The organism is Streptomyces sp. CNQ329 (genome assembly GCF_000482585.1).
Genome location: NZ_AXVU01000015.1, coordinates 12368 through 34867 on the forward strand (window position 1 = coordinate 12368; position 22500 = coordinate 34867).

Here is a 22500-nt window from a genome sequence, read left to right on the forward strand (position 1 = left end):
CGGTACGGCGGGACGTCAGTCGGCGCCTGGCCCCTCCGGGCGGCGCAACCGGGTGAGAAGGTCGGCGATTTCGCGGGTTTCCTCATGGTCCTCGCCGAGGAGAACGCACATGTCCTCGTGGAGGGCGTCGAGGACGCCCTCGGCCTCGGTGCGGCGGCCCTCGGAGTAGAGGAGCACTCCGATGCTGCGGCGCAGGTCGAGAGCGGTCTCCGAGGCGTCGCCGGCCGTGTCGGAGAAGACCTCCAGGACGTCCTGGAACTCCCGCAGGGCGGAGGTGGCCTGGCCGAGGTTGGCCCGGCAGTGGGCGGCGTACCGGCGGCACTCCAATGCGTCTTCGCTGGACGGCCCGGCCGTACGGGCGTAAACGGCGGCCAGCGCGTCGAACTCCGGCAGGGCGCGCCGGAAGTCCTCGCCGGCCATGAGGACCGCCGCGCGCCGCCGCCGCAGGCCGAGCACACGCGGGTTGTGCGCGCCGAGGGCGGTGGACGCCGTGGCGATCGCCGCCTTGAGGACGTCCGCGGCCTGGGCGAACCGGCCCCTCTCGGCGAGGTCCGCGGACAGGGCGTAGGCATCCTGCAGCGCGGTGCCGACGCGCGCCGGGACCGGCACGGGCGGCGCCGCTGGCTCGGGTGAGGGCGCCGACGCCGTGGTCCGCCGCAGTGGCGCGTTCGGCTGCCGGTAGATCACCGTCGGGTCGGGTACCACGGCGGGGGAGTCACCGCCGGTGAAGCCCGCGGGGACGGCCGCGGAACCCGCCTGCGGCAGGTGCGGCGACAAGCGCTCGTACACCGCGTACGCGTCGGCCGGACGCTGCTCGGGCACCTTGGCCAGCAGATCGAGGGTCAGTGCCTCCAGGTCCTCCGGCACCTCGGGCCGCAGGGCGCGCAGCGGCGTCGGCGGCACGTCCATGTGCTGGTGCATGAGCTGGTAGTCGCTGTCTCCGCTGAAGACCGGCTCACCGGTCAGGAGTTCGTGCAGCACGCAGCCGAGCGCGTACAGGTCGCTGAGAGGTGTGATCTGCGCGCCGTCGATCTGCTCGGGCGGCATGTAGCGGCTGGTACCGACCAGATTGCCGGTGGCCGTGAGCCGGGTGACGTCGGTGCGCAGCAACTTCGCGATGCCGAAATCGAGCACCTTGACCGTGCCGTCGGCGGCGATCAGAACGTTGTCCGGCTTCAGGTCGCGGTGCACGACCGGGATGGCGTGGGCGTACGACAGAGCGGTGCAGATCTGCGCGGCGATCGACGTGGCCCAGCTCACCGGGAGCCGCACCGCCGCTCCGTCCCCCGCGCCCGCGAGCACCTTGCGCAGGGAGATCCCGCGCACGTACTCCATCACCAGGTACATCCGGTCGTACGACGCCTCATCCAACACCGCGTCGAACACCTGCGGCACTCCGTGATGCCCGATCCGCGCGGTGACGCGCGCCTCGCGTTCGAAGCGGCGGGCGAACTCCTCCGCCTGCGCGGGCGACGCGACGACGTCGGGCCGGATGAGCTTGACTGCGATCTCCCGGTCGAGAACGGCGTCGTAGCCGCGCCAGACCGTACCCATCCCGCCGGACTCGATCTCCTCGATCAGCTCATATCGGCCCTGCTCACCGATCCTGAGTGCCTGCGCCATCCGTAGCGCCCCCACCGTCCTGATGCCTCGTCACCTGACAGCCGTACACCGTACCGACCGGCGGCGGCGCGCACGGCAGGTCCTCCAGCAGGAGGCGGAGTATCCGTGGCCGCGGGCCTCTCTTTCCGCCAAGGTGGTTGACCCAGCGGAGCGGTCAGCCGGGAGTGCCGGAAGGCGGCGGGTCAGGCCGACTCGTCGTCGATGTTCTCCTCCCGGCGGATCATCCGCCAGGCCGCCCGGCGCGCACTCTGGTTGAGCGACTGCTTGAAGCTGTCGTCGTGGCTGAAGTACTGGCGTCCCATGTCGGCAATGGTGTCCATGTGCTTGGCCATCCTGTCCTCGAAGACCTCGTCGAAGACGAGCCCGAAGTTCTCCTCGTCGTTGACGGCGGCGGCGCGGACCTTCGGGTCCGCCTTCGCCTCCGAGAACGGCGTGATCACGTCCTGCTCGGTGAAGTCGGTACCGAACCTGTCGTTGAACTTCTCGATCAGCTCCGACAGCAGCGACTTCTCCTGCTCCTTGGCGCCGCCCGTGCCCTCGCCGAAGCCGCGCAGCTCCGCGGCTCCCTCGGCGGTCAGCGCGAGGTTGTGCTCGCCGGTCTTCTGGATGCGCAGGTGACTGAGGTCGATGTCCCCTATGTCCACGCCGCCGTCCCCACGTCGCGGCAGACGGTTGAGCAGGTGGCGGCCGTAGAGGTAGAGGCGTTCGAGGTCGGCGTCGCGGTAGGGCACGATCTGCGAGAGGAAGCCGTACTTCCGCACGTAGTCGTTGAGGTCCGCGCGGAACTGCTCGGCTACTTCCTGGGCGTCCTCATCCGGGTCGCCCGCCTCGTCCTTGCGGTCCAGCAGCTCGGTGAACCGCTCTACGGCGGAGCCGAGATGCCGGTACAGCTCCGCGTGCAGCTTCTCCCATCGGGCCACCGAGCCCGCCGCCTTCTCCTCGGCCGCCAGATAGGCGTCGGCGAACTCCCGCATCTCCTCCTCGACGAGGATGTCAGGCTGCATGACCCGGCTCTGTGCCGTGTAGAGGAGGTTGGGATCGGAGGGGAGGGTGTTCGCCTCCTCGAAGTACGGGCGGAAGGACTCCTTGATGTCCTCGGCGTCGTTGACAAAGTCCAGTACGGCCAGGTCCGCCTGCGACTTGCGGTCGGCAGTGCGGTTCAGGCGGGAGAGGGTCTGGACGGCGCTGATGCCCGCGAGCTTCTTGTTCACGTACATTGTGGTGAGCAGCGGCTGGTCGAAGCCGGTCTGGTACTTCTCGGCGACGACCAGGATGCGGTACTCGCGCTGCGTCGCCTTCCCGCCGGTGCGCACGGCCCTGTCGTCCTTGCGCGCGTACGCGAACGCCTTCGGTAGCGCGGACTCGGCCAAGCCGCCGTTTTCCTTTGGCTCGGTCGTCTCCTCGCCGTCGTACGTCAGGCTCCCGGAGAACGCGACTAGGACGCCGGGATCGGCGTACGCGCGGTCGTCGATGTACTTCCTGATCGCGCGGGTCATCTGCACGGCGCTGTGCCGCGAGGCCGTCACCACCATCGCCTTGGCCCGCCCGCCGAGCCGGCCGGCGGTGTGCGTGCGGAAGTGCTCGACGATCACCTGTGCCTGCTGCGCCACGGTGGAGTCGTGCGTGAGCGCGTACCGGGCGAGCAGCGGATTCGCCTTGGACGGGTCCACCTCGCGCTCGTCCGGGTTCTGGTTCACCAGCTTCCAGTACGTGTTGTATGTGACGTAGGTGCGCAGGGGGTCGAGGATGAAGCCTTCCTCGATGGCCTGGCGCATCGAGTACGTGTGGAAGGGGACGTACGCCGGCTTGCCGTCGACGCTCTCCAGGGTGCCGAAGAGTTCGAGGGTCTTGGCCTTGGGCGTGGCGGTGAACGCGAAGTAGGACAGGTTCGCGGCCTTGCTGCGCTGGAGGGCCTTCCGGCGGAGCTTGGCATCCGTGGTGGACGGCGCTGCCTGTTCCGTGGCCCCGGCCTCGTCGGAGTCCGAGTCGAGACCCAGGTCGCGCAGCACGGCGCGGACGTCCGTGGCCGCGTCGCCGGACTGCGAGGAGTGGGCCTCGTCCACGATGATCGCGAAGTTGTGGCCATGGATCTCGGTGGGGTTGCGACGCAGGTAGTCGATGAGGGCCGGGAAGGTGTGCAACGTGACCGTGATGATCTTCCCGGTCTCGCGGGACAGCGCCTTAGCGAGCTGCTCGGACTTTGCGCCATGCTTCTCGTCGATCTTCACCACCAGACCGGCGGTCTTCTCGAAGCTGCCCACGGTCTCGCGGAGCTGGGCGTCGAGATTGCGGCGGTCGGTGATGATCACGACCTTGTCGAAGACGGGCGCGCCCGGCTTGAGCCCGGCGGCCAGGGCGTCGGGGTCGATCTCGGCGGGGTCGGTGGGCGTGTGCAGCGACGACAGGCGGTGCGCAAGCCATCCGATGGTGTTCGACTTGCCGGAGCCGGCGGAGGCCATGCCGAGGTAGTGGTGACCGGCGCCGTGCCGGGCCGCGTGGTCGGCGAGCTTCATGACGATGTCCCACTGGTGGTAGCGCGGGAAGATCAGCTTCTTGCGGGTCCGCCCGTCCGCGCCCTTCACCCTGCTGAGGTGCACGAACCGCTCGATCAGGTCCAGCCAGGTGTCCCGCTCCCAGATCTGCTCCCACAGGTACGAGGTCGCGTACGTCCCGGGGAGGGTGGGAACCGGATTCCCACCGCCGCCGGGCTTCCCCGGACCCTCCGACCCGGTGTTGAACGGCAGGAACCGCGTCGGCTTGCCCCGCAGCTCAGGTGCGACGAACACCACGTCCGTGTCGATGGCGAAATTCGCGATCACGCGCCGCGCGAAGATCAGCTCGGTGGGGTCGCGGTCCGTACGGTACTGGTCCTTGGCGGCCTCCGCTCCCTGGCGGGTGAGGGCGTTCTTCAACTCGGCGGTCGCCAGCGGGATCCCGTTGAGGAAGAGCGTGAGGTCGAGGCGCTTGCCCTTGTCCGCCTGCTTGGCGGCGTACTCCAGTTCCCTGACGAAGGTCAGCCGGTTCGCCCGGTAGTCGTCCAGGACCGCGTCCGACGCGACGAGCGACGGCTTGAAGTAGGCGAGCCTGATCAGGACGCCGTGGTCCTTCACGCCCTTGCGGAGTACGTCCAGCACACCGTCGGCCGCGATGGCCTGGTCCACGCGCTGGGCGAAACCGGCCTGGGCGGTGTTGGGATCGCCACCGTAGAGGGCGATCAGATCGGCCCAGTCGTCGGCTTGGGTCTTACCGATGAACTCGAAGAGCTGGGCGGTGTCCAGGCCGAGTTGAGGGCGGTAGTGCGACCGGTTTCCTTCACGCCAACCGCGCTCCAGCATGGCGGCGACTATGGCATTCCCGAACGCGGCTTCGTCGTGGACGGACAAGGCGGTTACCCCTCCCGCTTTCCGGTGATCAGGTAGGTGACGTCGCGGCAGAATTTGGCGAATGAGGATGAGTGGGAGCGGGCCAGGTCGAGATCGATGACGTCGGTCAGTGCTGCCTGGTCCACGCGGGGGCGGTACCGAACTCCGTCGCGCCGGTGGTGGGTCAGCCAGCCCTTGCAGTCGCGTAACGTCTCGCTGCCGGCCGGGACCTCCAGATTCTCGGCGAGCCCGGCCCTGCCGCCGAGGGTGGGCGCTGAGGCGAGGAACCATGCCTCGAACTCCCGGTTCGCCAGCACGACGGCAGTCCGGCGGTCCGGGCGGGCGGCCTCGGCCCTGGCCAGTAGCGAAGGCCCGAGGCTTGCCGGGCAGTCGTCGTCGGCGTCGATCAGGACCAGGATGCCACCCGGTTGGCCGGCGGGCAGGCGTCGAGCCTGGGCCTCGACGGCGGCTTCCAGCCCGCCTGGCCGGACGAGCCGGCCGCGGTCGATCAGGAAGGGCGGCTGGATGTCCGCGTCCCAGATCCGCGCCTCGTACATCAGCCTTCGGAGGAGGACGGGCAGCGCGCTGATCTCGCCCTCGCCCTCCACGACGGAGGCGATCGTGACCGTCTGGTGGTTCACGCCTCACCCTCCGGCTGCTCGTCCGGCTGGGCGGCTGGTTTGACGACCGGGCGCAGTTGATCGGAGCGCAGCAGTTCTGCCGTGGTCGCCAGGCCGTCGGCGACGATCGACCGGCTCACCGGGTCCACCTCACCGATCAACGTCACCCCGTGCTCGGCGGCGACCACGCGGATGGCCGACAGGTCCGCCTCCTTGCGGTCGAACAACTCCGCGCTCTGCGTGGTGGCCAGGACCTGTACGTGCTCGCTCGCCTCCGTGAGGGCGTCGTAGAGAGCCCCGGCCGCGAGCGGGTGCAGGGCGAGTTCGGGCTCCTCGACGGCGATGAGCGGAATCCAGCCTTCACGGGCACCGGGCTGGAAGAGCGAGGTCAGCAGACCGATGGCCCGGATGGTCCCCTCCGACATGGACTCGGCCCGGAACACGTGCTGTTCCGTCTCGCTGTCCGGGGCGAAGTTGATCCGCGCCGCGATGTAGTCGGCGGCGGGGTCGGTGGGACCGGCCTCCACGACACCGGGCACGATCACCCCGAGGTACTGCGAGACACGCGCACGCTCCTGCTCCCCGAGCGCGGCCAGTGCGGGGCCCAGGTCGCCGCCGTCCTCGGCCAGGACTGCCGCGGTCGGCACGTTCGGGCTGGCCCTACGGAGATTGGCCAGGTCAGGGCTGTAGAAGAACATCTCCGTGAGAGTCCCGTGAAGTTCATCGAACGGCTCCGTATCGGCCACTCGTGAGAGTTCTAGCCGCTTCTGACGACGCCCCGTTCCCGAGTGGTCTGGCATCCGGAATCGCTCGGCGCCAGTCCCGCCCTTGCCGCCGGGGTGACTCATTTCGCAGAACTCACGCTGGATGCGGACACCAGACACCGGATGTCGTCTCCCCCCCGTGGCGGTCGGCGGCGCGACGGTGATCTCGTACCGCCCCACCCAGGGCTTCGCGCCACGGGTGCTCGCGGGCAGGTGGAACTCCAGCCCGATCGTGCAGGAGTCCGCCGGCTCAGGGACCCGGCGCAGCACCTCTTCCCAACCGCCGCGTTCTGCCACGGCCTCGCCCGGGCCGTTCACCAGCGCGTCGCGTACGAAGCGCAGGGCGTCGAGAAAATTCGACTTGCCTGCGGCGTTGAGTCCGAGTAGCACGGTGAACCGGCCGAGAGCCACGTCGCACTGCGCGATGGACTTGTAGTTGTCGATCCGGACACGGGTGATGAACGGCATCGGGCGGTGAGGTGCGGCGGGAGTCATGGCGCGATCATTCCTCGATCCCTCGTCCGCTGGCGGTGGACACGTCGATCTGGCCGGTGACGGCGGCGGTGATCAGGGCTTGGCGTCTTTCAGCGAGGAGCGTCATCTGAGTGTTGAGGGAGTCCTCAACTCTGCGCTGTGAGAGCTGATATCGCTCAAGATCATCGGCGATCCGTGACTGTTCTGGGAGTGGTGGGGCAGGAACACGCACCGCAGATACCTGGCCTTCACTGATAGACGGTACTGGCCCCGGGTTCATCAATTGGCCCATGTCGAGAAGCGATAGCACGTTCAACCAATACCTAGGGTCACCCTTGGAGAAGGAGATTGCCCTTACGTTATCGTCAATAACACATGGGTGCGCGGCGATCCGTCGACGGTTCAACAGGAGAGCAGCTCCGACGCGGGCGTACAGGACGGCGCCAGTTGGAACAATCCTGGCCCCGAGCTTTCTGGCTACATTCCGGGTGATCCAGTTTTCCGCGGACCCAAGACGGCCGATCTCGTCGGCGTTTGAGAAATCCCCAACCTTGATGAATGGGTAATCTCCGGATTTATTTCCCTGGTGGTCGTGCGGAAAAGTTGTGCCCATGATGAAGCGTGAGATGCGGTTCAGAAGTGGAGCTCCCCATGCTGCCGGGACGGAGCCGAGCCAATCGATCTCACGAAGCTCCTTGGTCGTCCTGTTGCCCCCTGTGACCTTATAGTGCACATGCGTTTTGAATCTCTCGCCCAGTAGTCTGAGTTGCTCTTTTCGGAGGAGTGTCAAACGATGGATCCGGGCAGTCTCTGCGTCGAGGAAGTCGGCGATACGGTGCTGCTCGTCCACGGGGGGCACGGGAAGACGGATGTCGCGCGCCACCTCAAGATTGATCCGAGACCGCGTCGACCCTCGGGACGAGGCGGAGACTTGGTCTGCGACGGTTGAGGATCCGAGTGCCCATGCCGCGAACCGATGAGAAAGGCGGGTTTCATCCAGTCGAACTCTGTAACAATCCGCCTTGACGATGGCGGGACCTAGGTATTCTGGTGCAATGCAGGCGCGCCCTACCGGATGTCGTTCATCGCCGAGTCCCGCAACGAGCAAATCTCCAGCCTTGACTTCATGTCGGCGCAGCTCGCGGAAATAGTCCATCGGAATGAACGCTGCATCGCAGTTTCTGAAGTGAGCAGGTCCAATATTTCCGAGACGAATAACACGTGCGCCCTCATCGGAGTAATGACTGCTTGTCAGTGAACTTCCGAAGGGGCCGTCGGTCATCTCATGAACGAAACGTCGGAGCGGAAACGTTGGGTAGGTGCAATGTGCCCTGTTGCTCATTCCGTCACCTCTCCAAGCAGCACCTGAATCTCGGCCTCCAGGGACTTCAACTCGGCATCGATCTCCGCCAACGGCCGTGGCGGCTTGTACACGTAGAAGTGCCGTGTGAACGGGATCTCGTACCCGATCTTCGTCTTGCTGTGGTCGATCCACGCATCCGGCACATGCGGCAGAACCTCGCGTCGCAAGTACTCCTCCACTTCCTCCTTTAGCGGCACGTTCTCGTAGTCCCGCAACTCCGGGTCCGGTTCCGGTTCGCCCTTGATGCGCTGCACCTCGCCTTCCGGGTCGCGGACGCCGACCGCCTCCCGCAGCGCTTTGCCGAACGGTGCGCCCGTCGGCCACAACCGGCCGGCCGCGACGACCGCGTCCTTGAGGTCGATCCACGCGTCGGACTTCGTCGCCCAGGACTTGCCGACCAGCGGGCGCAGCGCCGCTGCGAACGCATCAGCGTCAGTCGCCCGTTTGATCGGCTTCGACGTGGTGATGGTCGCCAGCGTCTCCTCCGTCATCTCGAAGCGGAGCTTCAGTGGGCGTTCGACGGTGATCCGGCGATAGCCGAAGTCCTCGCTGCGGAAGACCTTGATCTTCCCTGCCCGGTCGGCTAGGTCGTGGCCGCTGCCTTTCTTCGCGGCGTCGAGGACCGCCAGCGCCTCCGTGTACAGCCGCGTGATCTCGGAGATGTGCTGCTCGCCCAGCTCCTTACGCTTGTCACCGAGCGACTTCCGCATCTTGCGCCAGTAGTCCCGCGCGTCCAGCAGGACGACCTTGCCGCGCCTGTCCTTGGCCTTGCGGTTGCTGAGCACCCAGACGTACGTGGAGATGCCAGTGTTGTAGAAGAGCTGGTCGGGGAGGGCGACGATGCCCTCCAGCCAGTCGTTCTCCAGGATCCACTGCCGGATCCTGGACTCACCGGACTCCGCCGCCCCCGTGAACAGCGGGGAGCCGTTGAAGACGATCGCGATGCGGCTGCCGCCCGCCCCCGAGGGGGCCACCGGCTTCATCTTCGAGATCATGTGCTGGAGGAAGAGCAGCGAGCCGTCGTTGATGCGGGGCAGGCCGGCCCCGAACCGCCCGCTCTCACCCAGGCGTTCGTGCTCGTCCTCTACCGCGTCCTTGACCTTCTTCCACTCCACGCCGAACGGCGGGTTGGACAGCAGGTAGTCGAAGCTGGCTCCGGCGTGGCCGTCGCGGCTGAACGAGTTGCCGAACTCGATGTTCTCCGGGTCCTGGCCCTTGATCATCATGTCCGACCGGCAGATGGCCCAGGACTCGGGGTTGAGTTCCTGGCCGAAGACCTTAACGGTGGCGTCCGGGTTGAGGGCCGTGATGCGATCCTCAGCCGCGCTGAGCATGCCGCCGGTCCCGCAGGCCGGGTCCATGACCGTACGGACGGTGCCCGGGAGAGCCAGCGCGTCACTGTCCGGCGCGACGAGCAGGTTGACCATCAGCCGGATGACCTCCCGCGGGGTGAAATGCTCTCCGGCCGTCTCGTTGGACTGCTCGGCGAAGCGCCGGATCAGGTCCTCGAAGATGTAGCCCATCTGGTGGTTGGAGACGATCTCGACCGGCTTGCCTTCCTCCCCGAGCACGACATCGCCGTCGGCGTCCCTCTCCACCGGCCGCAGGTCGAGGTCGGCGAACCGTCCGACCACCTGGTACAGCAGGTCCGCCGCGGCCAGCCGCTTGATCTGCAGGGCGAAGTCGTACCGTTCCAGCACCTCCCGGGCGTTGGGGGAGAAGGCGCCGTAGTACTCGTTGAGGTGCTTCGCCGCGTGTGAGGGGTCGCCCGCGATGGCCTTCAGCGTGTAAGTGCTGGTGTTGTAGAAGCTGTGGCCGGACGCGATGCGCAGGAAGCGGTCGGGGTTGATGTCCTGGCCCTCGTAGCGGCTGGCGACCTCCAGGACGTTGTCCTTGGTCGGAGCGAGGACACACTCCAGGCGCCGCAGCACGGTGAACGGCAGGATCACCTTGCCGTAGTCGGACTGCTTGTAGTCGCCGCGCAGGAGGTCGGCGACCGACCACGCGTGGTTCGCCAGTTCCGTGTGCTTGCTGCTGTTCAACGGGGTCCTTCCGGTGTTCGCCGTCCCAGCGGGACAGATGACGTCAAGTCTGGTCGTTCGCGGTGCTGGGCCGCACGCTTCACGCCGATCCGTGACCGTCCGGCAACAGGGCGCCGCCGGTGAGTCCGGTGCTGAGGAGACGGGTGACCTCCTCGGCGGCCCGGTCGGCACGGCGGGCGGTGGCGCGCAGTTCGTGCAGGCGGCGGAACGCGGCGCCGTAGCGCTGCTGCTCGGCGAGCGGGAGCAAGGGAACGCGCAGGCGTCGCGGGTCCACCCGGACGAGGGATGTGCCAGTGGCGGCGGCGTTGACGTTCTGCTCTGCCGCGAGGAATCCGGCCAGGAACCATGGGTCGAGCCGGCTCCGGTCCGGGCGGAAGAGCAGGAGGTGAGGACCTAGGAGGCAGCCTGTCTCGCCCGGCTCGACGACCCGGGCCACGGCCGTGCGTCCCGCGCGGAGGATTTCTGTGAGAAGCACGTCACTTGCCTGAACCGAGGAGAGGGCGACGCCGCTGGGAAGGTCTGCTTTCGTTCCGGAAGGCGTTCGGTTCTCGAAGACGTCGGCAGCCGTGAGCGCCGGTCGTGCGCCGGGTTCCGCTGCGGGGCGAGGCTGCGGTTGGCTGCTACGGGTCCGGCGGCCCGGTGGCGCGGTGTGGAGCAGGCTGAGAGCGCCGCCGCGCAGAAGATCCGCGGCCGTAGCGGTGCGCCATTCGCGGGGCCGGTCGACGGCCGGCGGCCATTCTTCGCCGGTGCTGAGGCCAACCAGGTCTGTTGCTCCCTGACGGAGTTGGTCGTACAGCTCCGATGCCTGCCGGGCCAGCTGGGCGGGGCGGAGTGCTTGCCGGGGGGCCGTCCGGATGCGGCGGGCCGGAGTCAGGTCCACGGCCTCGTCCAGGAGGCCGGTGACCGGCACGGCGGCGGCGATACCCCGGGCTCCCGTCAAGCTGTCCCGGCGGTCGCGATAGGGCCGCCACGCCGAAATCACCCTGTCGTTGATGTCGTCCCAGTTGAGATTTCGGGTCTCGGCAGCGGCATTGACGAGCAGGACCGTATCCGGGGCCTCCGCCTGTGGCTCGGGGCGCTCCAGCACCCACAGGTGCAGGCCGATGTGGAGCGGGGTGGCCGCGCCCTGGGGAAGCGAGACGACCGCGCGGAGGGCTCCGTCGCGTACGAGTTGCGCGCGGATACGCCGGCCGGCGGTGCGTTCCGCCACGGCCGGCGGCATGAGCAGTACGGCTCGGCCGCGAGGGGCGAGATGGGCCAGGCAGTGCTGGATCCAGGCGAGTTCGGGCTCGCCTTTGGGAGGCACGCCGTAGGCCCAGCGCTGGTCGTACGCCAGATCGTCGTGCCCCCAATCACGGACTCCGTACGGGGGATTGCACAGGACGGCGTCCGCGGTGAGGCCCTTGAATGCGTCGGCACGCAGGCTGTCCCCCTGACGTACGGAAATCGCCACCTCGGGGGCGCTCAGCCGGAGCCGCACGGCGGCCTGGGCGGCCTGGGCGACCAGCACATCCTGTCCGTGCAGTTCGCTCGCGCCCGCGGACGCCGCCGCGGCGAGCAGCGATCCCGTACCGCACGCGGGGTCGAGAACGCTCGCGGGGAAGTCGCCCGCGCTGTCGGTCAGGAGCCGGGCCATCAGACCGGCCAAGGGGTGCGGCGTGAGGTACGTGCCGGTGCCCCCCGTGTCCTCCAGCAGGCGTTCCGCAAGAACATCCGTCGCGACCTCGGCGCCATCCGTGACGACGCACCGCAGCAAGGCCCTCAGCGGCCCGGCCGCCGCGGGGGCGTATGCGGCGTCCTCGGTGCCTGGGATGTCCTGGGCTCCGTCGTCTGCGGCTGACCGGACCCATCGCAGTAGTGCGTCGTCCCGCAGTTCGGGAAGGGCCTCGCGCTCTCTCCGGTCCAGCCGGGCAGCCGCGAGCACCACAGGGAGCAGGTGCAGGGCCAGTTCGCCGTCGCCCGGGTGGGTGCGCAGCGCGGTGCGCAGCCGGTCCGCCGGTGTGTCTTCAGGGAGCCGGCCACGGGCGGAGAGCCAGGCGCGTACGGCGTCGAGGTCGTACGTCGGGCTGGTGTCCGTGCCCCCCGCAGGGGCCGGGAAGTCCGGATGCCGACGACGCCAGTTGCTCACCGTGGCGCGGGTGACTCCGGCCAGACGCGAGATGTCGGCGGCGGTCACGAGGGCGCTGGCCTGCTGGTTCATGGGCTCCTGCCAGGGCGGCGTGGGGCGGGCGTGCTGGACGGCGTCACTCTATACCAACGCTCAATCGATGTGAAGCGTTTGACAGTGCTTTCAGTTGCCGCTCTACTGGTTGTGCTTTCGCTGGAGTTCCCGTCCTCCCCCGGGCTTCCCGGGCTCCCCCCTGCCCACAACACGTGATTCGAATGGAGCGGCACCATGGCCACCAGCACGTCAGGCACGTCCAAGCGCACCCTCTATCGGCTCACAGGAGTCGCTCCCACGATCGACGCGATGTTCGACGTCCTCGACCCGGCCCGGCTCGAAGCCGTCGGCGCGGAACTGCACTTCCCAGAGGAGCGGTTGGGCGTTCCTGCGCTGCTGGTCACCGGCGGCTTCGAGCGGCCGGTCGCGAGCTGGTGCGGCGAGATCAATCGCACCACCGGATGCGAGGTGTCGCGGCCGGTGAACCGGTCGGCCGGGCTGCTGATGCTCGTGGTCGACGGCGAGGTGTACGCCATCGGCTACGACCAGGGCTTCCGCCTGGTGCCCGACCGGATCAAGGACCGGCGGTTCGGGCTGAGTTTCGTGATCCGCAGGGTGGACCCCGCCCAGATCCGGGACATGGTCTCCCACACGCCGAGGGGCGGCCGGACCGACATCACCCTCGTGCCCGGCGGTGCTCCCGTCTGGAGCCTGGGTGTTCAGGAGCACGCGCAGATCGTGCGGCGGCTGGGCGGTCGGCTGGACGGGATCCAGCTGACGATCGCTCAGGACGACCGCACGAAGATCTCCAGCGTCGAGGGCGGCACCGGGCTGCGGATGCGCCTCGGTATCGACGCCGCGGACCTGGTCGCGGATATCCGGGCCATCGCCCGTGTCCTCCGGGACGAGGCCCCGGCTCCGGAACTGGAGTTCGTCGAGCACATCGTCCCGGTCAAGCGCGCCGACCTCGTCACGTCGCTGGAGGAGCGGCTCGACGACATGCTGGGCGAGGTGCCGGACGGACGTATCGCTGTTGCCGTCCCGTCCGATCACTGGGACGACTACGGCACCGCACAGACGTTCGCCATCAAGGTGCGCAGCCCGGAGGCGCGCCTCAGCGACGACTTCAGCCTGGAGTACGTCCTCGACCGGGCCCGCGTGCAGAGGGCGGGAACGCGTTTCGCCGCACTCCGGGACGGCACCGTCACCCTCTACGCGCACACACGGGCGGAGAAGGGTGACGTCATCTGGACGTCGAGCGTGCTGCGGTGGATTGAGGCGGAGGTGTCGCTCAGTACCCGCCGGTTCTTCCTGTTGGACGGGGACTGGTACGAGATCGGTGAGGCGTACCTGGAGGCGATCCGTTCGCAGGTGGAGCGGCTCATCACCGACAGGCCCTCGGTCGACCTTCCGGCCTGGGCGCTCGGGGACAAGGAGCGGGACTACAACCAGTCGGTGCCCGACCTGCGGGCCGGGTACGTCTGCTTCGACCGTGACAACGTCCGGACCGCGCTGCACCGGGGCAACGGCGTGGAGATCTGCGACCTGCTGAGTCCTGACGACGTCCTGATCATGGTGAAGCGGGCCAAGGGCTCCGACGCCCTGAGCCATCTGTTCGGTCAGGCCGTGGTCGCCGTTCAGACCCTGCTGCACTCACCGGTCGCCGTGGACGGGTTCGCCCGCAAGGTGGCCGCGGCCCGGCCCTCCCGGGCCTTGCCGGAGGACTTCCGCCCGTCAAAGGTCGTCTTCGCGATCCTGCTGAAGAGCGGAACCGACCTCACCGCCGACACGTTGTTCCCGTTCTCCCAGGTCACCCTCGTGCAGACGGCCAAGATGCTTGAGGCGTGGGGCGTAGCCGTCGAGGTCATCGGGATCCAGGCCACGGCGGTGCCTCCGAGCCGGGCGGGAACCCGCTGCCTGGCGGCGTAACTGGGGAACCGCAGCCCACAAGTGGTGCGGTTCGGCTACCTTCCGTGGCTCAGGTGGTACATACGTCGCCTCTGCCGGCCCGATATCACTCGCTTGAGGCTGTTTCCTCTGGGTGCACATAGCCAAGAGTTGCAGTAGCGGGTAATCGATGCTGGTGCCCGGGTTGGTGCTGGGCGTATGGGTGATCTCTTTGCGCCCAAGGTGATTGGCATGCCCGCGTCGACTCCTTTTGTCATGCCTTAAGCGGCGGGACAGTCACGGTTCCCCGCGTCGGCTTGGGGCTGGATGGTGGGCAGGTGGCGGTGGATGGGTACTCCGGAGGAGATCCAGTCGTGGGCGGCCTCGCGGCGTACGGGCCGAGCAGGATCACGGCACAGCCATGATGAGCCCCTGGGCTCGGGGGCGGTTCTGGTGGCGTGGTTGGGGCGGACGTCGACGTGTGATCAGCAGGATCCGACGTTGTCGTTGCCGAGACAACTGCGGGTGTGCCAACGGGTCCTGCCGGAGGGCGCGGTCATTACCGCTCACTTCTATGACGTGGAGTCCGGGCGTATGGCTCTTGGTGACCGTGGTGGTGGGTCTGCTCATGAGCGGATGGTGATCCCGGTACCGCGGGATGGTGGGCTTGGGGCGCTGCTGCGGGAGGCGAACCGGCCGGATAGGCGGTTCGATGCGGTGATCTGTGAGTCGATCGACCGGATCGCCAGGCGCACGTACCTCGCGACGGAGTTCGAGCACCGGCTTGAGCAGGCAGGAGTGGTGCTGTGGGCAGCGGACGAGCCGATCCGCCTCGCCGAGGGCAGGCGCAGAGGTCCCAGCGCTACGGAGGTGTTGGTCCGCCGGGTGAAGCAGGGGGTGGCGGAGTGGTACGTCACCGAGTTGTTGGAGAAGTCCTGGGCGGGCTTTGAGACCCATGCCGAGCAGGGCTACAACGTGGGCAAGCCCTGCTACGGCTATCGCGCCTGGAAGGTGGCGCATCCGGTGCCGGCGCGCCGGGCCAGGGGGATGAAGAAGACGTTGCTGGAGGCCCACTCAGTGGAGGGGCCGGTGGTGTCCAAGTGCTTTGCCTGGCGGGTGGCGGAGGAGCTGAGCTACAGGCAGATCGCGGAGAAACTGAACAGGGATCTGCGAATCAACCCGCCGCCGACGCCGGTGGATCCCGCGCGGGCTGCGGGGCGCTGGACCGGTTCGAGTGTCCGGGAGGTGCTGACGAATCCGAAGTACACCGGGCACATGGTGTGGAACCGGCGGGCCCGCAAGGCCGCGGGTCGAAACCGCCTCAACCCGGTGGAGGAGTGGGTGTGGTCCACCACGCCCGCGCATGCGGCGTTGGTGGAGCTGGAGACGTTCGTGCGGGCACAGCAGGTAGCAGAGCGTCAGCAGCGCTCGCGCCGCGCCGCCGGCGCCAACACCCACCCGCAGACCAAACGCGTCTACCGGCTGCGCGGCTACGTCTTCTGTGCGCTGTGCGGCCGGCGTATACACGGCAAGCCCAGCGGAAGAACCACCTACTACGTGTGTGCGCCCAAGGCGGAATACCGGCCTGAAGGGCACCCGCCGAGCGTCTGGATGCGTGAGGACATGCTCCTTCAGCACCTCGCAGCTTTTCTGTGCACCCACGTCTTCAGCGCTGCACGGCGCCAACTGCTGGAAGCCACCTGGGAAGCGGCCGATGAACAGCCGCGACAAGAACGGCAACAGCGACTGTCATCCTTGCGGGCGGCCCTCGCGGACCAGGAGAGCAGGAGCCGACGACTGGTCCGAAACATGGAGCTTCTGGACCGCCCTGACCCCAGCCTCCTCCACGAGATCGCGACGCGACATGGCGAGTTGCATGCGCAGCAGCACGCGCTCCAGCAACAACTCGCTGCCGAGTTGAACGAGGTCGATGACCATGAGCGGCATCGGCAGGCAGCGTGTATGGCGCTCAACCGCGCTCCAGTAACGCCGACCCAGTTGTCGTGCCTGCCCGACGAGGTATCCCGGCCGCTCTTCGACGCCCTGCATCTCACGGTCCGCTACGACGTGCGGGCCGGCGAGGCGCTGTGCAGGATCGTCCTCCCCTCTGCCGTCAGGGATGAGGCGTCACGCCGGACTACGCAGGGCGAGACTCTTACCATCCGATGTGAAGCCCGTACAGCTGATGAGAGCGACCTCGCGGTGGTGCAGCAACAGCAACTCCAGTCGATGATGAGGGTGCTGGTCTGGCTGGCGGACCAGGGGAGAGCTGCGAATGGGCCTGGTCGCGGTGGAGGACCGCCGCGGTCGACAGCGGAACAAGGGGGCCCTGAACAGGCTGTATGACAGAACGCGACGAGGGTGCCTGTTCCCGGCCCCCCTGTATGGTTCGAACCTGCGCACGTTCCCTGACGTGGTCCGCAGCTGCTGAATACACCCTCTCAACTGCGGCTATGCCACCTGCGGACAGGTTGAGAGGGGAAGGTGTCCTTCGGGGATGGCCGAATCTTTGCGTGCCATCGGTACGCCCACAGGTAGGGCTAAATTGAGCCCTGACCTGCAAAAACACGGAATGTGATCCCGTGCCCCCGGCAGGATTCGAACCTGCGCACACGGCTCCGGAGCACAATCAGAGTTGTGCCTGCAAATGCGCTCTGACCAGCAAGTTCCTGGTTCGCGCGAGGCGGGCGGTGCGCTTGTGTATCGCAGATAGTGCGAACAGGCCCGGTCTCTCTGCCGCCGGACCCCGTCACGGGTTGGGTGTGTAGCACGGTCGTTACCTACCGTCGTTGGTCTTCGCCGGCCACTCCCGGACGGCCCCCAGACGACCCATGCCGCCCACAGCAGGGCAGCCGAGCGGGCCCGTTGCGGGGCCCGCTCGGCTGTCGTAGGGGATCAACCGGACCGACCGGCTCAGTCACTCTAAGTTCGAGCGCTCTGCCAACTCGGCCAAGGCTGGGGGGACGTGGTTCCCGGATAGCTGGACCAGATCACGGATCACTTCACGGGAGAGGCGGTGGCTCCTGATCTGCTCCGGGGCCAGCCCTTCGGCTTCCGTCAGTGCGGCTACTGCCTCCCCGACGTGTCGCCGCTGCGCGTGCGCCCGCGCCACGTCCAGGAGGAAACGCGCCTGGCGTTCAGGAGAGAGCTTGGAAGCGTCAACGCCTTCAGCCACATCCAGGGCAAGGCCGGCGTCCCCGAGGTCGACTGCCGTGCTCACGGCGTGGATCTCGACATTCGTGGGGCCGAACTCGGTATCGAAGTCGTTGCGATCCTCACCCAACCGCGACGCAAGGGCTCGCGCACGTTCGATGTGCTTGTGGGTCGCAGACCGCCGCCCCTCGCGCGCGTTGATCACGGCGAGAACGAGATTCATCGCACCCAAGAGCGAGAGTTCGCTGGTCGGGCAATCGTGTGCCTCCGCACGAGGCGTCAGCACCTCGACTGCCGACAGCGCGGCGTGCTCCGCCTGTTCGATGCGCTGCTGTCGGATGAAGGCGTGCGCCATGCGGAAGAGTCCGGCGACGACTTCGAGGGGCTTGCCCGCCAACTCTGCTGCCTGGAGGGCCCGGTCTGCGGCCACCCATGCGGCGTCTGCCTCGTCCTGGCGCGTGAAGCTGGCTGCGGCCACCTGGTAGGCGCGTGCCCGCAGTTCGTGCAACTCGGGCTGCTGGGCCGGTGGAGCCTGCCGCACTGCCTCTTCGAGTCTGGGGAGCAGCCTGGCGAGTGTGTCGCTCAACGCCGCATTGCTCGACGCGTGCGCAAGGTCCCACGCCGTCTCGATCTGCGCCGTGAACTCGGAGAGGTCAAGCGTTTCGTCAGACGGCTGGCCGTTGAAGAGCCCTGCGAGTGCGGGATGGCCAGACAAGGCCACGCGCAAACCGTCGAGATCGTTGCTCACCTGCGGCGTCTCGGGCTCGGGCTCTGCGACCTGCCCCGCGTCCGGCCGGATCTCCCGGACCGGAACGCCAAGGGCGTCAGCGAGGGCTTGCAGCACCGATAGCCGCTCTACCGGCTGCACTCCACGTTCTACCTGAGAGACCCAGCTCTCCGATCGGTTCATGGCCGTGGCGAGGTCGCTCTGCGACAGGCCGGCCTGCCGGCGCAGCTTCTTGATTTGCTGACCTGTGGCTCGGGGCTCTTCTCTCATAGTCACCGGGCCTCATCGGGGTACTTGCCTGCATACGTGCTCAAGCGCTCCACCTCCGTGTGGCTGACGTACTTCGACCGTTCTGACAGGAAGTGCTTGATGTGCGGCTGGCGCTCGTGCTCTTCGAACGCCTCGTAGGTCTCGTACAGCTCGTAGAAGTCCCGCCGGTTCGATGCGCCCTCGACTGTGTGGCAGGCGTAGACGAGCGTCCCGGGCTCCTTCGCTCGTATCGCCGCTGTGGTCTCGCGCACGAGGTTGTCGAAGTCCTCGGCTGCGCCGTCTTGGAGCGTAAAGCGGACGAATAGTCCGAAATTTCCCATCTCTCCTCCTCTGGTGACGATCTCAAGCATCGCAGAGTTGGAGAACTTCTGCTACTCGCAGCTTTCCTCTTGACTCGCAGTTTTTCTGCGAGTAACTTCTCGTCATGTCAGCTCGGGATCGCCCGAACAGCCGCCGCAAGCGGTGGCTCGGCAGGCGGCTCCAGCCGCATGCCTTGGGCCCTGAGCTGGTCGTTCCTTCTCAACTGAACACATGCACCCGGAGCCATGACGCGCCGGCGCCTCCGAGCAAGAGACCTGCGGAGGGGCGTCGTACAGGTGGCGTCCTCTGGTCACCCGGGACCAGGCAACAGCGACAAGCCGTAGGCCCTGCCTGTGCGACTCGTACGCACCTTCTTCCCATGCCGCCCCTCACGGGACGGACACGTGATCCGCACGCACAGGTGAGACAAGGGCAAAGATCGCCGCACCCCTTCCGGGGTCCGCGCCTCCGCATCACCTGGTGCGGGGACCAGGACACCCGGAACCTCAAGGAGAGATTTTGTGATCAACACACTCGTTGCTGTTCTGGGCACGCTCGCCGGTGCGGTTGTTGCCGGGCTCATGCAGCACCTCACCGCCACGCGGAACGTACGGACCGCGGCGGCCGAGCGGCGCCGGCAGGCATTCGCCGAGGCCGTTCCTGCGTTGCTCGCCGCGATCGTGACCCACCGGCAGCACCAGTGGCTCAAGGTCGCGGCGAGCCGCGACGGACAGCCCGACACCACGGAGGCACGGCAGGCCCGCTACACGGCTCGGTCGGCCGTGACCAGCGCGATGGACGCGCTGCACATGGCCACTGACAACCGCGAGCTGCTGACCACGGCGCATGCGGCTGTGGAAGCTGCCATGGCCATCGGCGACGTGCCCGAGTCCGAGCGGGACGCGGCCGGGCTGCGGGCCCGCCAGGCACACACCGCGCTGCGCGAAGCCGGCGCCGAGGCGCTCTACGGCTGACCGGCTGCCCGATCCGTCCGACGTTGTGCGGGCGGTGAGGGGAGCCGGAATCAACCTCGGGAGTGCTCATGCTTGACGTTCCTTACCCCCAGCAGCGCATCTTGGTCCACGCCGCCCGCCGACCGGACCACCGGGTGTCGAGCTACAACGCCGATGCCCTGATGAGCCTGTACGCGGCCGATCTGGTGTCGCAGGACGCGCTCACCCCCGCAGGTCTCGCGCTGGCCCGCCGCCTGCTGGAAGCGGACCCGACCCTGCGCTGAAGACCAGCACGCACCACCGCCCCGGCATCCACGCCGTGAGGGCGCGGGATCGAATCCCGCCTGGGGCACTCCACCCGCACGGCGATTGCCACGCCTGCCACCGACGAACGGCGCGAACAGCGCCGTGCCTATCTGCTAGGGAGAACACGACCCATGAACCTTGTTGTCACTGTTCAGGAGGCTGTTACCGCGTTCGAGCCCTGGATGGAGCCCACGGATGCGGAGTTGGACGCCATCGAACAGGAGATGCCCGAGATCCTCGCGGGTATCGAACTCGTTGAGGCGCAGATCATCGCCCTTGACCGTCCGCGGAACGAAGTGGACAGCCAGCGCAGCCGCCGGGCCCGCAACCGGGTGCTGGCGGCCCGCTGCACGCTGGCCAACCGTCGCGCCGCCCGCACGTCGGGCGGCGCGGCGTGAGCGCTCGCGAGTCAAGCCTTGCCGCCGCTCATGCGGAGGTGAAGGCGGAGATCGCCCGTGCCGTCGACCTGACACGCGCCGGTGGCGCCCTGTTCCTGGCCGCCGCGCTGATCACCCTCGGAGCTCCCGCGTGAGCGTGCTCCTTCCGTTCGATCTTTAGCTGCAAGGAGGATCTGATGAGCAACACCCCGGAAAGGGCCCTGAGCAGGGGCCAGGCGATCGTGCTGGGTGCCGCCGCGGTGCCCATGGTCGCCTTCGGCGCGCTGGGCGCGGTCGGCACGTACAGCAACATCACTTCGGTGTTCGACCGGTCGGCGACCGCGCTGGGTGTGGTCGCCGCGGGTGAGGGCGCCACGCTGGTTCTGGCGCTGGTGATGGTCGGTCTGACCATGCTGGGCCAGTCGTCCCCGGCGGCGGTTCGGGTCGGGCTGTGGACGCTGCCGGCGGTGGCGTCCCTGACCGGCGCCGCAGTCGCGCAGGACACGACGGAAGCGGTGGTGTTCGCCGTGACCCCGATGGCCATGTGCGTCTCCGCGGAAGGCATGGGGCTGCTGGCCCGCCGGATCGTGGTCTACCGCACCGGAGTCGACGCCGAAGCGCAGCGCCGCAACGCGGCCGTCATGCAGCGCCTGGCCTTTCACCGTGCCCTCGCTGCCAACCACCCCGACGACAAGGCCCGCAACAAGTCGGAGAAGGAGTCGTGGAAGCTCGTCAAGCACGTGGGCGCCGGCGACGCGCAGTTGGGCGGGAACCTGGTGGAGGTGCAGCGCGAGCGGATGACCGCGGGCGCGGACGCGGCTCTGGCGGGCATGTTCGCCCTGCCCGTCACGCCGGGCGTGACGCCCGTGACGCCGGGTGTGACGGCTGCCCCCGAATCGCGTGCCGTGGTGGCTGCGGACGATGACGGCGTCACGCCCGGCGTCACGGGTGTGACGGGGGAAGGCACGCAGGTCACGGACGAATTCGCGATGGTTCCGGCGGGCGGCGTCACGGGCGTGACGCCTCCGGCCGAGCCGCCCGTGACGCTGGCCGAGATCGCGGCCGTGGCCGGGGTTCCCGCCCCGCCGGTCGGTGAGCCGCTGAGCGATGACCAACTGCTCGTGGTGCTGCGGCATCTGCGCTACGCCGATGACCCGCCGCTGTCCTACCGCCAGGCCGTGGCCTCCTTCCGGGAGGCGGGGTTCGTCGGAGGGGAGCAGCGGGTGCGCAAGGCGTGGGGCTCGCTGATGTCCCATGAGGAGTCCGAAGCCTGACCGTGCGTGCGTCCGGCACACACCAATGAGGGCCAGCCCAGTGCAAGTGGGCTGGCCCTCGTTGCGACTGCCGGAAGCAGTCGACGCAAACCAGTGAAGCAGACCCGGCGAGCCACGGCGAGCGGCACCTTCGCAGACCCGGCGAGCAGACCCGGCGAGCCCACCGCTGAATCCGCATCACGCCTGAGCATCTCAACCAGACAAGGGGATCAGCAGTGTCCACCCAGACCGAGCAGAGCACTCCCGGGACCGAGCCGGCGCAGGGCTCGCACCACTGGATCATCACGCTGGAGATTCCGGGGCGGATGGCGGGCACCTACGACGGTGCCTGCACCCCCGCGGCCGGTGCCACACGCTCCGACGTGTACCAGGCCATTCGCAGCGAACTGGTCAAGCAGTGCCCCGAGCTGGAGCGCGCGAACGTCGCGTTCTTCGCCCTGGAGCCCAACTGGTTCTGACCTGCACGTGCAGGCACCGGCCCCGGCCGCTTGCCTCCACGGCGACGCGGTCGGGGCGGTACGCACCGATCACACCCGAGGATTGGGGGCTACAGCGATGAGCGGCGCGGGCTACTGGGCGAAGGCGATCGTCAAGGCCGACGCGGTCTCGCCCAAGGCGGGCGCACTGAAGCGGCTGGATCGCTTCCGCAGCGCCGTGGCCAAGCTGGACCCGGCGGAGCAGCTTTGCGCCTGGAACGAGCTGAAGGCGGCTGTCCAGGCGGTCACGGACAGATACGCCAGGTAGTCGTTCACGCCCACGTTCACGCCGGGCAGACGTGAATGTTTGAGGGGCCTACACGCGCACGTACGCGCGCGAGGCAGAACGTTCACGTCTTCCCGGTCAC

At 68.0% G+C, this 22500-nt stretch carries 18 protein-coding genes; 9 read left to right on the plus strand and 9 right to left on the minus strand.

What is annotated here, in order from left to right; genetic code table 11:
• Window positions 1–15: 15 nt before the first annotated feature.
• The 7 genes from I003_RS0112170 to I003_RS0112205 all read right to left on the minus strand — a co-directional run bounded on the left by I003_RS0112170 (window position 16) and on the right by I003_RS0112205 (window position 12448).
• A complete protein-coding gene (locus tag I003_RS0112170) occupies window positions 16–1623 on the minus strand; it encodes a serine/threonine-protein kinase (RefSeq protein ID WP_027771789.1) in 1608 nt (535 codons plus the stop codon).
• Between the two features lie 182 nt (window positions 1624–1805).
• A complete protein-coding gene (locus I003_RS0112175) occupies window positions 1806–4958 on the minus strand; it encodes a type I restriction enzyme subunit R domain-containing protein (RefSeq protein WP_051368204.1) in 3153 nt (1050 codons plus the stop codon).
• 53 nt (window positions 4959–5011) lie between these two features.
• Window positions 5012–5626, minus strand: a complete 615-nt coding sequence (locus I003_RS0112180) for a DUF4276 family protein (protein WP_027771791.1) — start codon at window positions 5624–5626, stop codon at window positions 5012–5014.
• Window positions 5623–6864, minus strand: a complete 1242-nt coding sequence (locus I003_RS0112185) for an AAA family ATPase (RefSeq protein ID WP_027771792.1) — start codon at window positions 6862–6864, stop codon at window positions 5623–5625. Before I003_RS0112185 ends, I003_RS0112180 begins: the two co-directional genes overlap by 4 nt.
• Window positions 6865–6871: 7 nt before the next feature.
• Window positions 6872–8185, minus strand: a complete 1314-nt coding sequence (locus I003_RS34755) for a restriction endonuclease subunit S (protein ID WP_078563954.1) — start codon at window positions 8183–8185, stop codon at window positions 6872–6874.
• On the minus strand, window positions 8182–10248 hold the full coding sequence (locus I003_RS0112200) for an HsdM family class I SAM-dependent methyltransferase (RefSeq protein WP_027771793.1): 2067 nt from the start codon (window positions 10246–10248) through the stop codon (window positions 8182–8184). Before I003_RS0112200 ends, I003_RS34755 begins: the two co-directional genes overlap by 4 nt.
• Window positions 10249–10327: 79 nt before the next feature.
• Window positions 10328–12448: an N-6 DNA methylase gene (locus I003_RS0112205; protein WP_027771794.1), complete on the minus strand. Its 2121-nt coding sequence runs from the start codon at window positions 12446–12448 to the stop codon at window positions 10328–10330.
• Window positions 12449–12643: 195 nt separating this feature from the next.
• Here I003_RS0112205 and I003_RS0112210 point away from each other — a divergent pair, with 195 nt between their 5' ends.
• Window positions 12644–14338 (plus strand): TIGR04141 family sporadically distributed protein, encoded by a 1695-nt coding sequence (locus I003_RS0112210; RefSeq protein ID WP_027771795.1) that lies wholly within the window; start codon window positions 12644–12646, stop codon window positions 14336–14338.
• A gap of 552 nt (window positions 14339–14890) precedes the next feature.
• On the plus strand, window positions 14891–16642 hold the full coding sequence (locus tag I003_RS32010) for a recombinase family protein (RefSeq protein WP_486584190.1): 1752 nt from the start codon (window positions 14891–14893) through the stop codon (window positions 16640–16642).
• Between the two features lie 571 nt (window positions 16643–17213).
• Here I003_RS32010 and I003_RS0112220 read toward each other — a convergent pair.
• Complete coding sequence (locus tag I003_RS0112220; RefSeq protein ID WP_037720701.1) at window positions 17214–18446, minus strand: helix-turn-helix domain-containing protein; 1233 nt, start codon at window positions 18444–18446, stop codon at window positions 17214–17216.
• A gap of 2 nt (window positions 18447–18448) precedes the next feature.
• Window positions 18449–18796, minus strand: coding sequence for a putative quinol monooxygenase (locus I003_RS0112225; protein ID WP_486584191.1), 348 nt, complete (start codon window positions 18794–18796; stop codon window positions 18449–18451).
• A 471-nt stretch (window positions 18797–19267) separates the two neighbouring features.
• Between I003_RS0112225 and I003_RS34205 the strand changes: the two genes are divergently transcribed.
• The 7 genes from I003_RS34205 to I003_RS0112260 all read left to right on the plus strand — a co-directional run bounded on the left by I003_RS34205 (window position 19268) and on the right by I003_RS0112260 (window position 22400).
• Window positions 19268–19720, plus strand: coding sequence for a hypothetical protein (locus I003_RS34205; protein WP_158688965.1), 453 nt, complete (start codon window positions 19268–19270; stop codon window positions 19718–19720).
• 68 nt (window positions 19721–19788) lie between these two features.
• Window positions 19789–19983 (plus strand): hypothetical protein, encoded by a 195-nt coding sequence (locus tag I003_RS34210; protein ID WP_158688966.1) that lies wholly within the window; start codon window positions 19789–19791, stop codon window positions 19981–19983.
• 153 nt (window positions 19984–20136) lie between these two features.
• The gene (locus tag I003_RS0112240) at window positions 20137–20403 is read left to right on the plus strand and encodes a DUF6284 family protein (protein WP_027771798.1); all 267 of its coding nucleotides are present in this window, start codon (window positions 20137–20139) and stop codon (window positions 20401–20403) included.
• Entirely contained in the window at window positions 20400–20537 is a 138-nt protein-coding gene (locus tag I003_RS36020; protein ID WP_158688967.1) for a hypothetical protein, read from the plus strand. Before I003_RS0112240 ends, I003_RS36020 begins: the two co-directional genes overlap by 4 nt.
• Window positions 20538–20579: 42 nt before the next feature.
• Entirely contained in the window at window positions 20580–21656 is a 1077-nt protein-coding gene (locus tag I003_RS0112250) for a hypothetical protein (RefSeq protein WP_027771799.1), read from the plus strand.
• Window positions 21657–21871: 215 nt separating this feature from the next.
• On the plus strand, window positions 21872–22114 hold the full coding sequence (locus I003_RS0112255) for a hypothetical protein (RefSeq protein WP_027771800.1): 243 nt from the start codon (window positions 21872–21874) through the stop codon (window positions 22112–22114).
• Between the two features lie 97 nt (window positions 22115–22211).
• A complete protein-coding gene (locus tag I003_RS0112260; protein WP_027771801.1) occupies window positions 22212–22400 on the plus strand; it encodes a hypothetical protein in 189 nt (62 codons plus the stop codon).
• Window positions 22401–22500: the final 100 nt, after the last annotated feature.

What these genes read in the sequence shown, in the direction of transcription:
- I003_RS0112170 (WP_027771789.1), bottom strand. Translation starts at nt 1,623, where the DNA reads ATGGCGCAGGCACTCAGGATCGGTGAGCAGGGCCGATATGAGCTGATC.
- I003_RS0112175 (WP_051368204.1), bottom strand. Translation starts at nt 4,958, where the DNA reads ATGCTGGAGCGCGGTTGGCGTGAAGGAAACCGGTCGCACTACCGCCCT.
- I003_RS0112185 (WP_027771792.1), bottom strand. Translation starts at nt 6,864, where the DNA reads ATGACTCCCGCCGCACCTCACCGCCCGATGCCGTTCATCACCCGTGTC.
- I003_RS34755 (WP_078563954.1), bottom strand. Translation starts at nt 8,185, where the DNA reads ATGAGCAACAGGGCACATTGCACCTACCCAACGTTTCCGCTCCGACGT.
- I003_RS0112205 (WP_027771794.1), bottom strand. Translation starts at nt 12,448, where the DNA reads ATGAACCAGCAGGCCAGCGCCCTCGTGACCGCCGCCGACATCTCGCGT.
- I003_RS0112210 (WP_027771795.1), top strand. Translation starts at nt 12,644, where the DNA reads ATGGCCACCAGCACGTCAGGCACGTCCAAGCGCACCCTCTATCGGCTC.
- I003_RS32010 (WP_486584190.1), top strand. Translation starts at nt 14,891, where the DNA reads ATGGCTCTTGGTGACCGTGGTGGTGGGTCTGCTCATGAGCGGATGGTG.
- I003_RS0112220 (WP_037720701.1), bottom strand. Translation starts at nt 18,446, where the DNA reads ATGAGAGAAGAGCCCCGAGCCACAGGTCAGCAAATCAAGAAGCTGCGC.
- I003_RS0112225 (WP_486584191.1), bottom strand. Translation starts at nt 18,796, where the DNA reads ATGCTTGAGATCGTCACCAGAGGAGGAGAGATGGGAAATTTCGGACTA.
- I003_RS34210 (WP_158688966.1), top strand. Translation starts at nt 19,789, where the DNA reads ATGCTTGACGTTCCTTACCCCCAGCAGCGCATCTTGGTCCACGCCGCC.
- I003_RS0112240 (WP_027771798.1), top strand. Translation starts at nt 20,137, where the DNA reads ATGAACCTTGTTGTCACTGTTCAGGAGGCTGTTACCGCGTTCGAGCCC.
- I003_RS0112250 (WP_027771799.1), top strand. Translation starts at nt 20,580, where the DNA reads ATGAGCAACACCCCGGAAAGGGCCCTGAGCAGGGGCCAGGCGATCGTG.
- I003_RS0112260 (WP_027771801.1), top strand. Translation starts at nt 22,212, where the DNA reads ATGAGCGGCGCGGGCTACTGGGCGAAGGCGATCGTCAAGGCCGACGCG.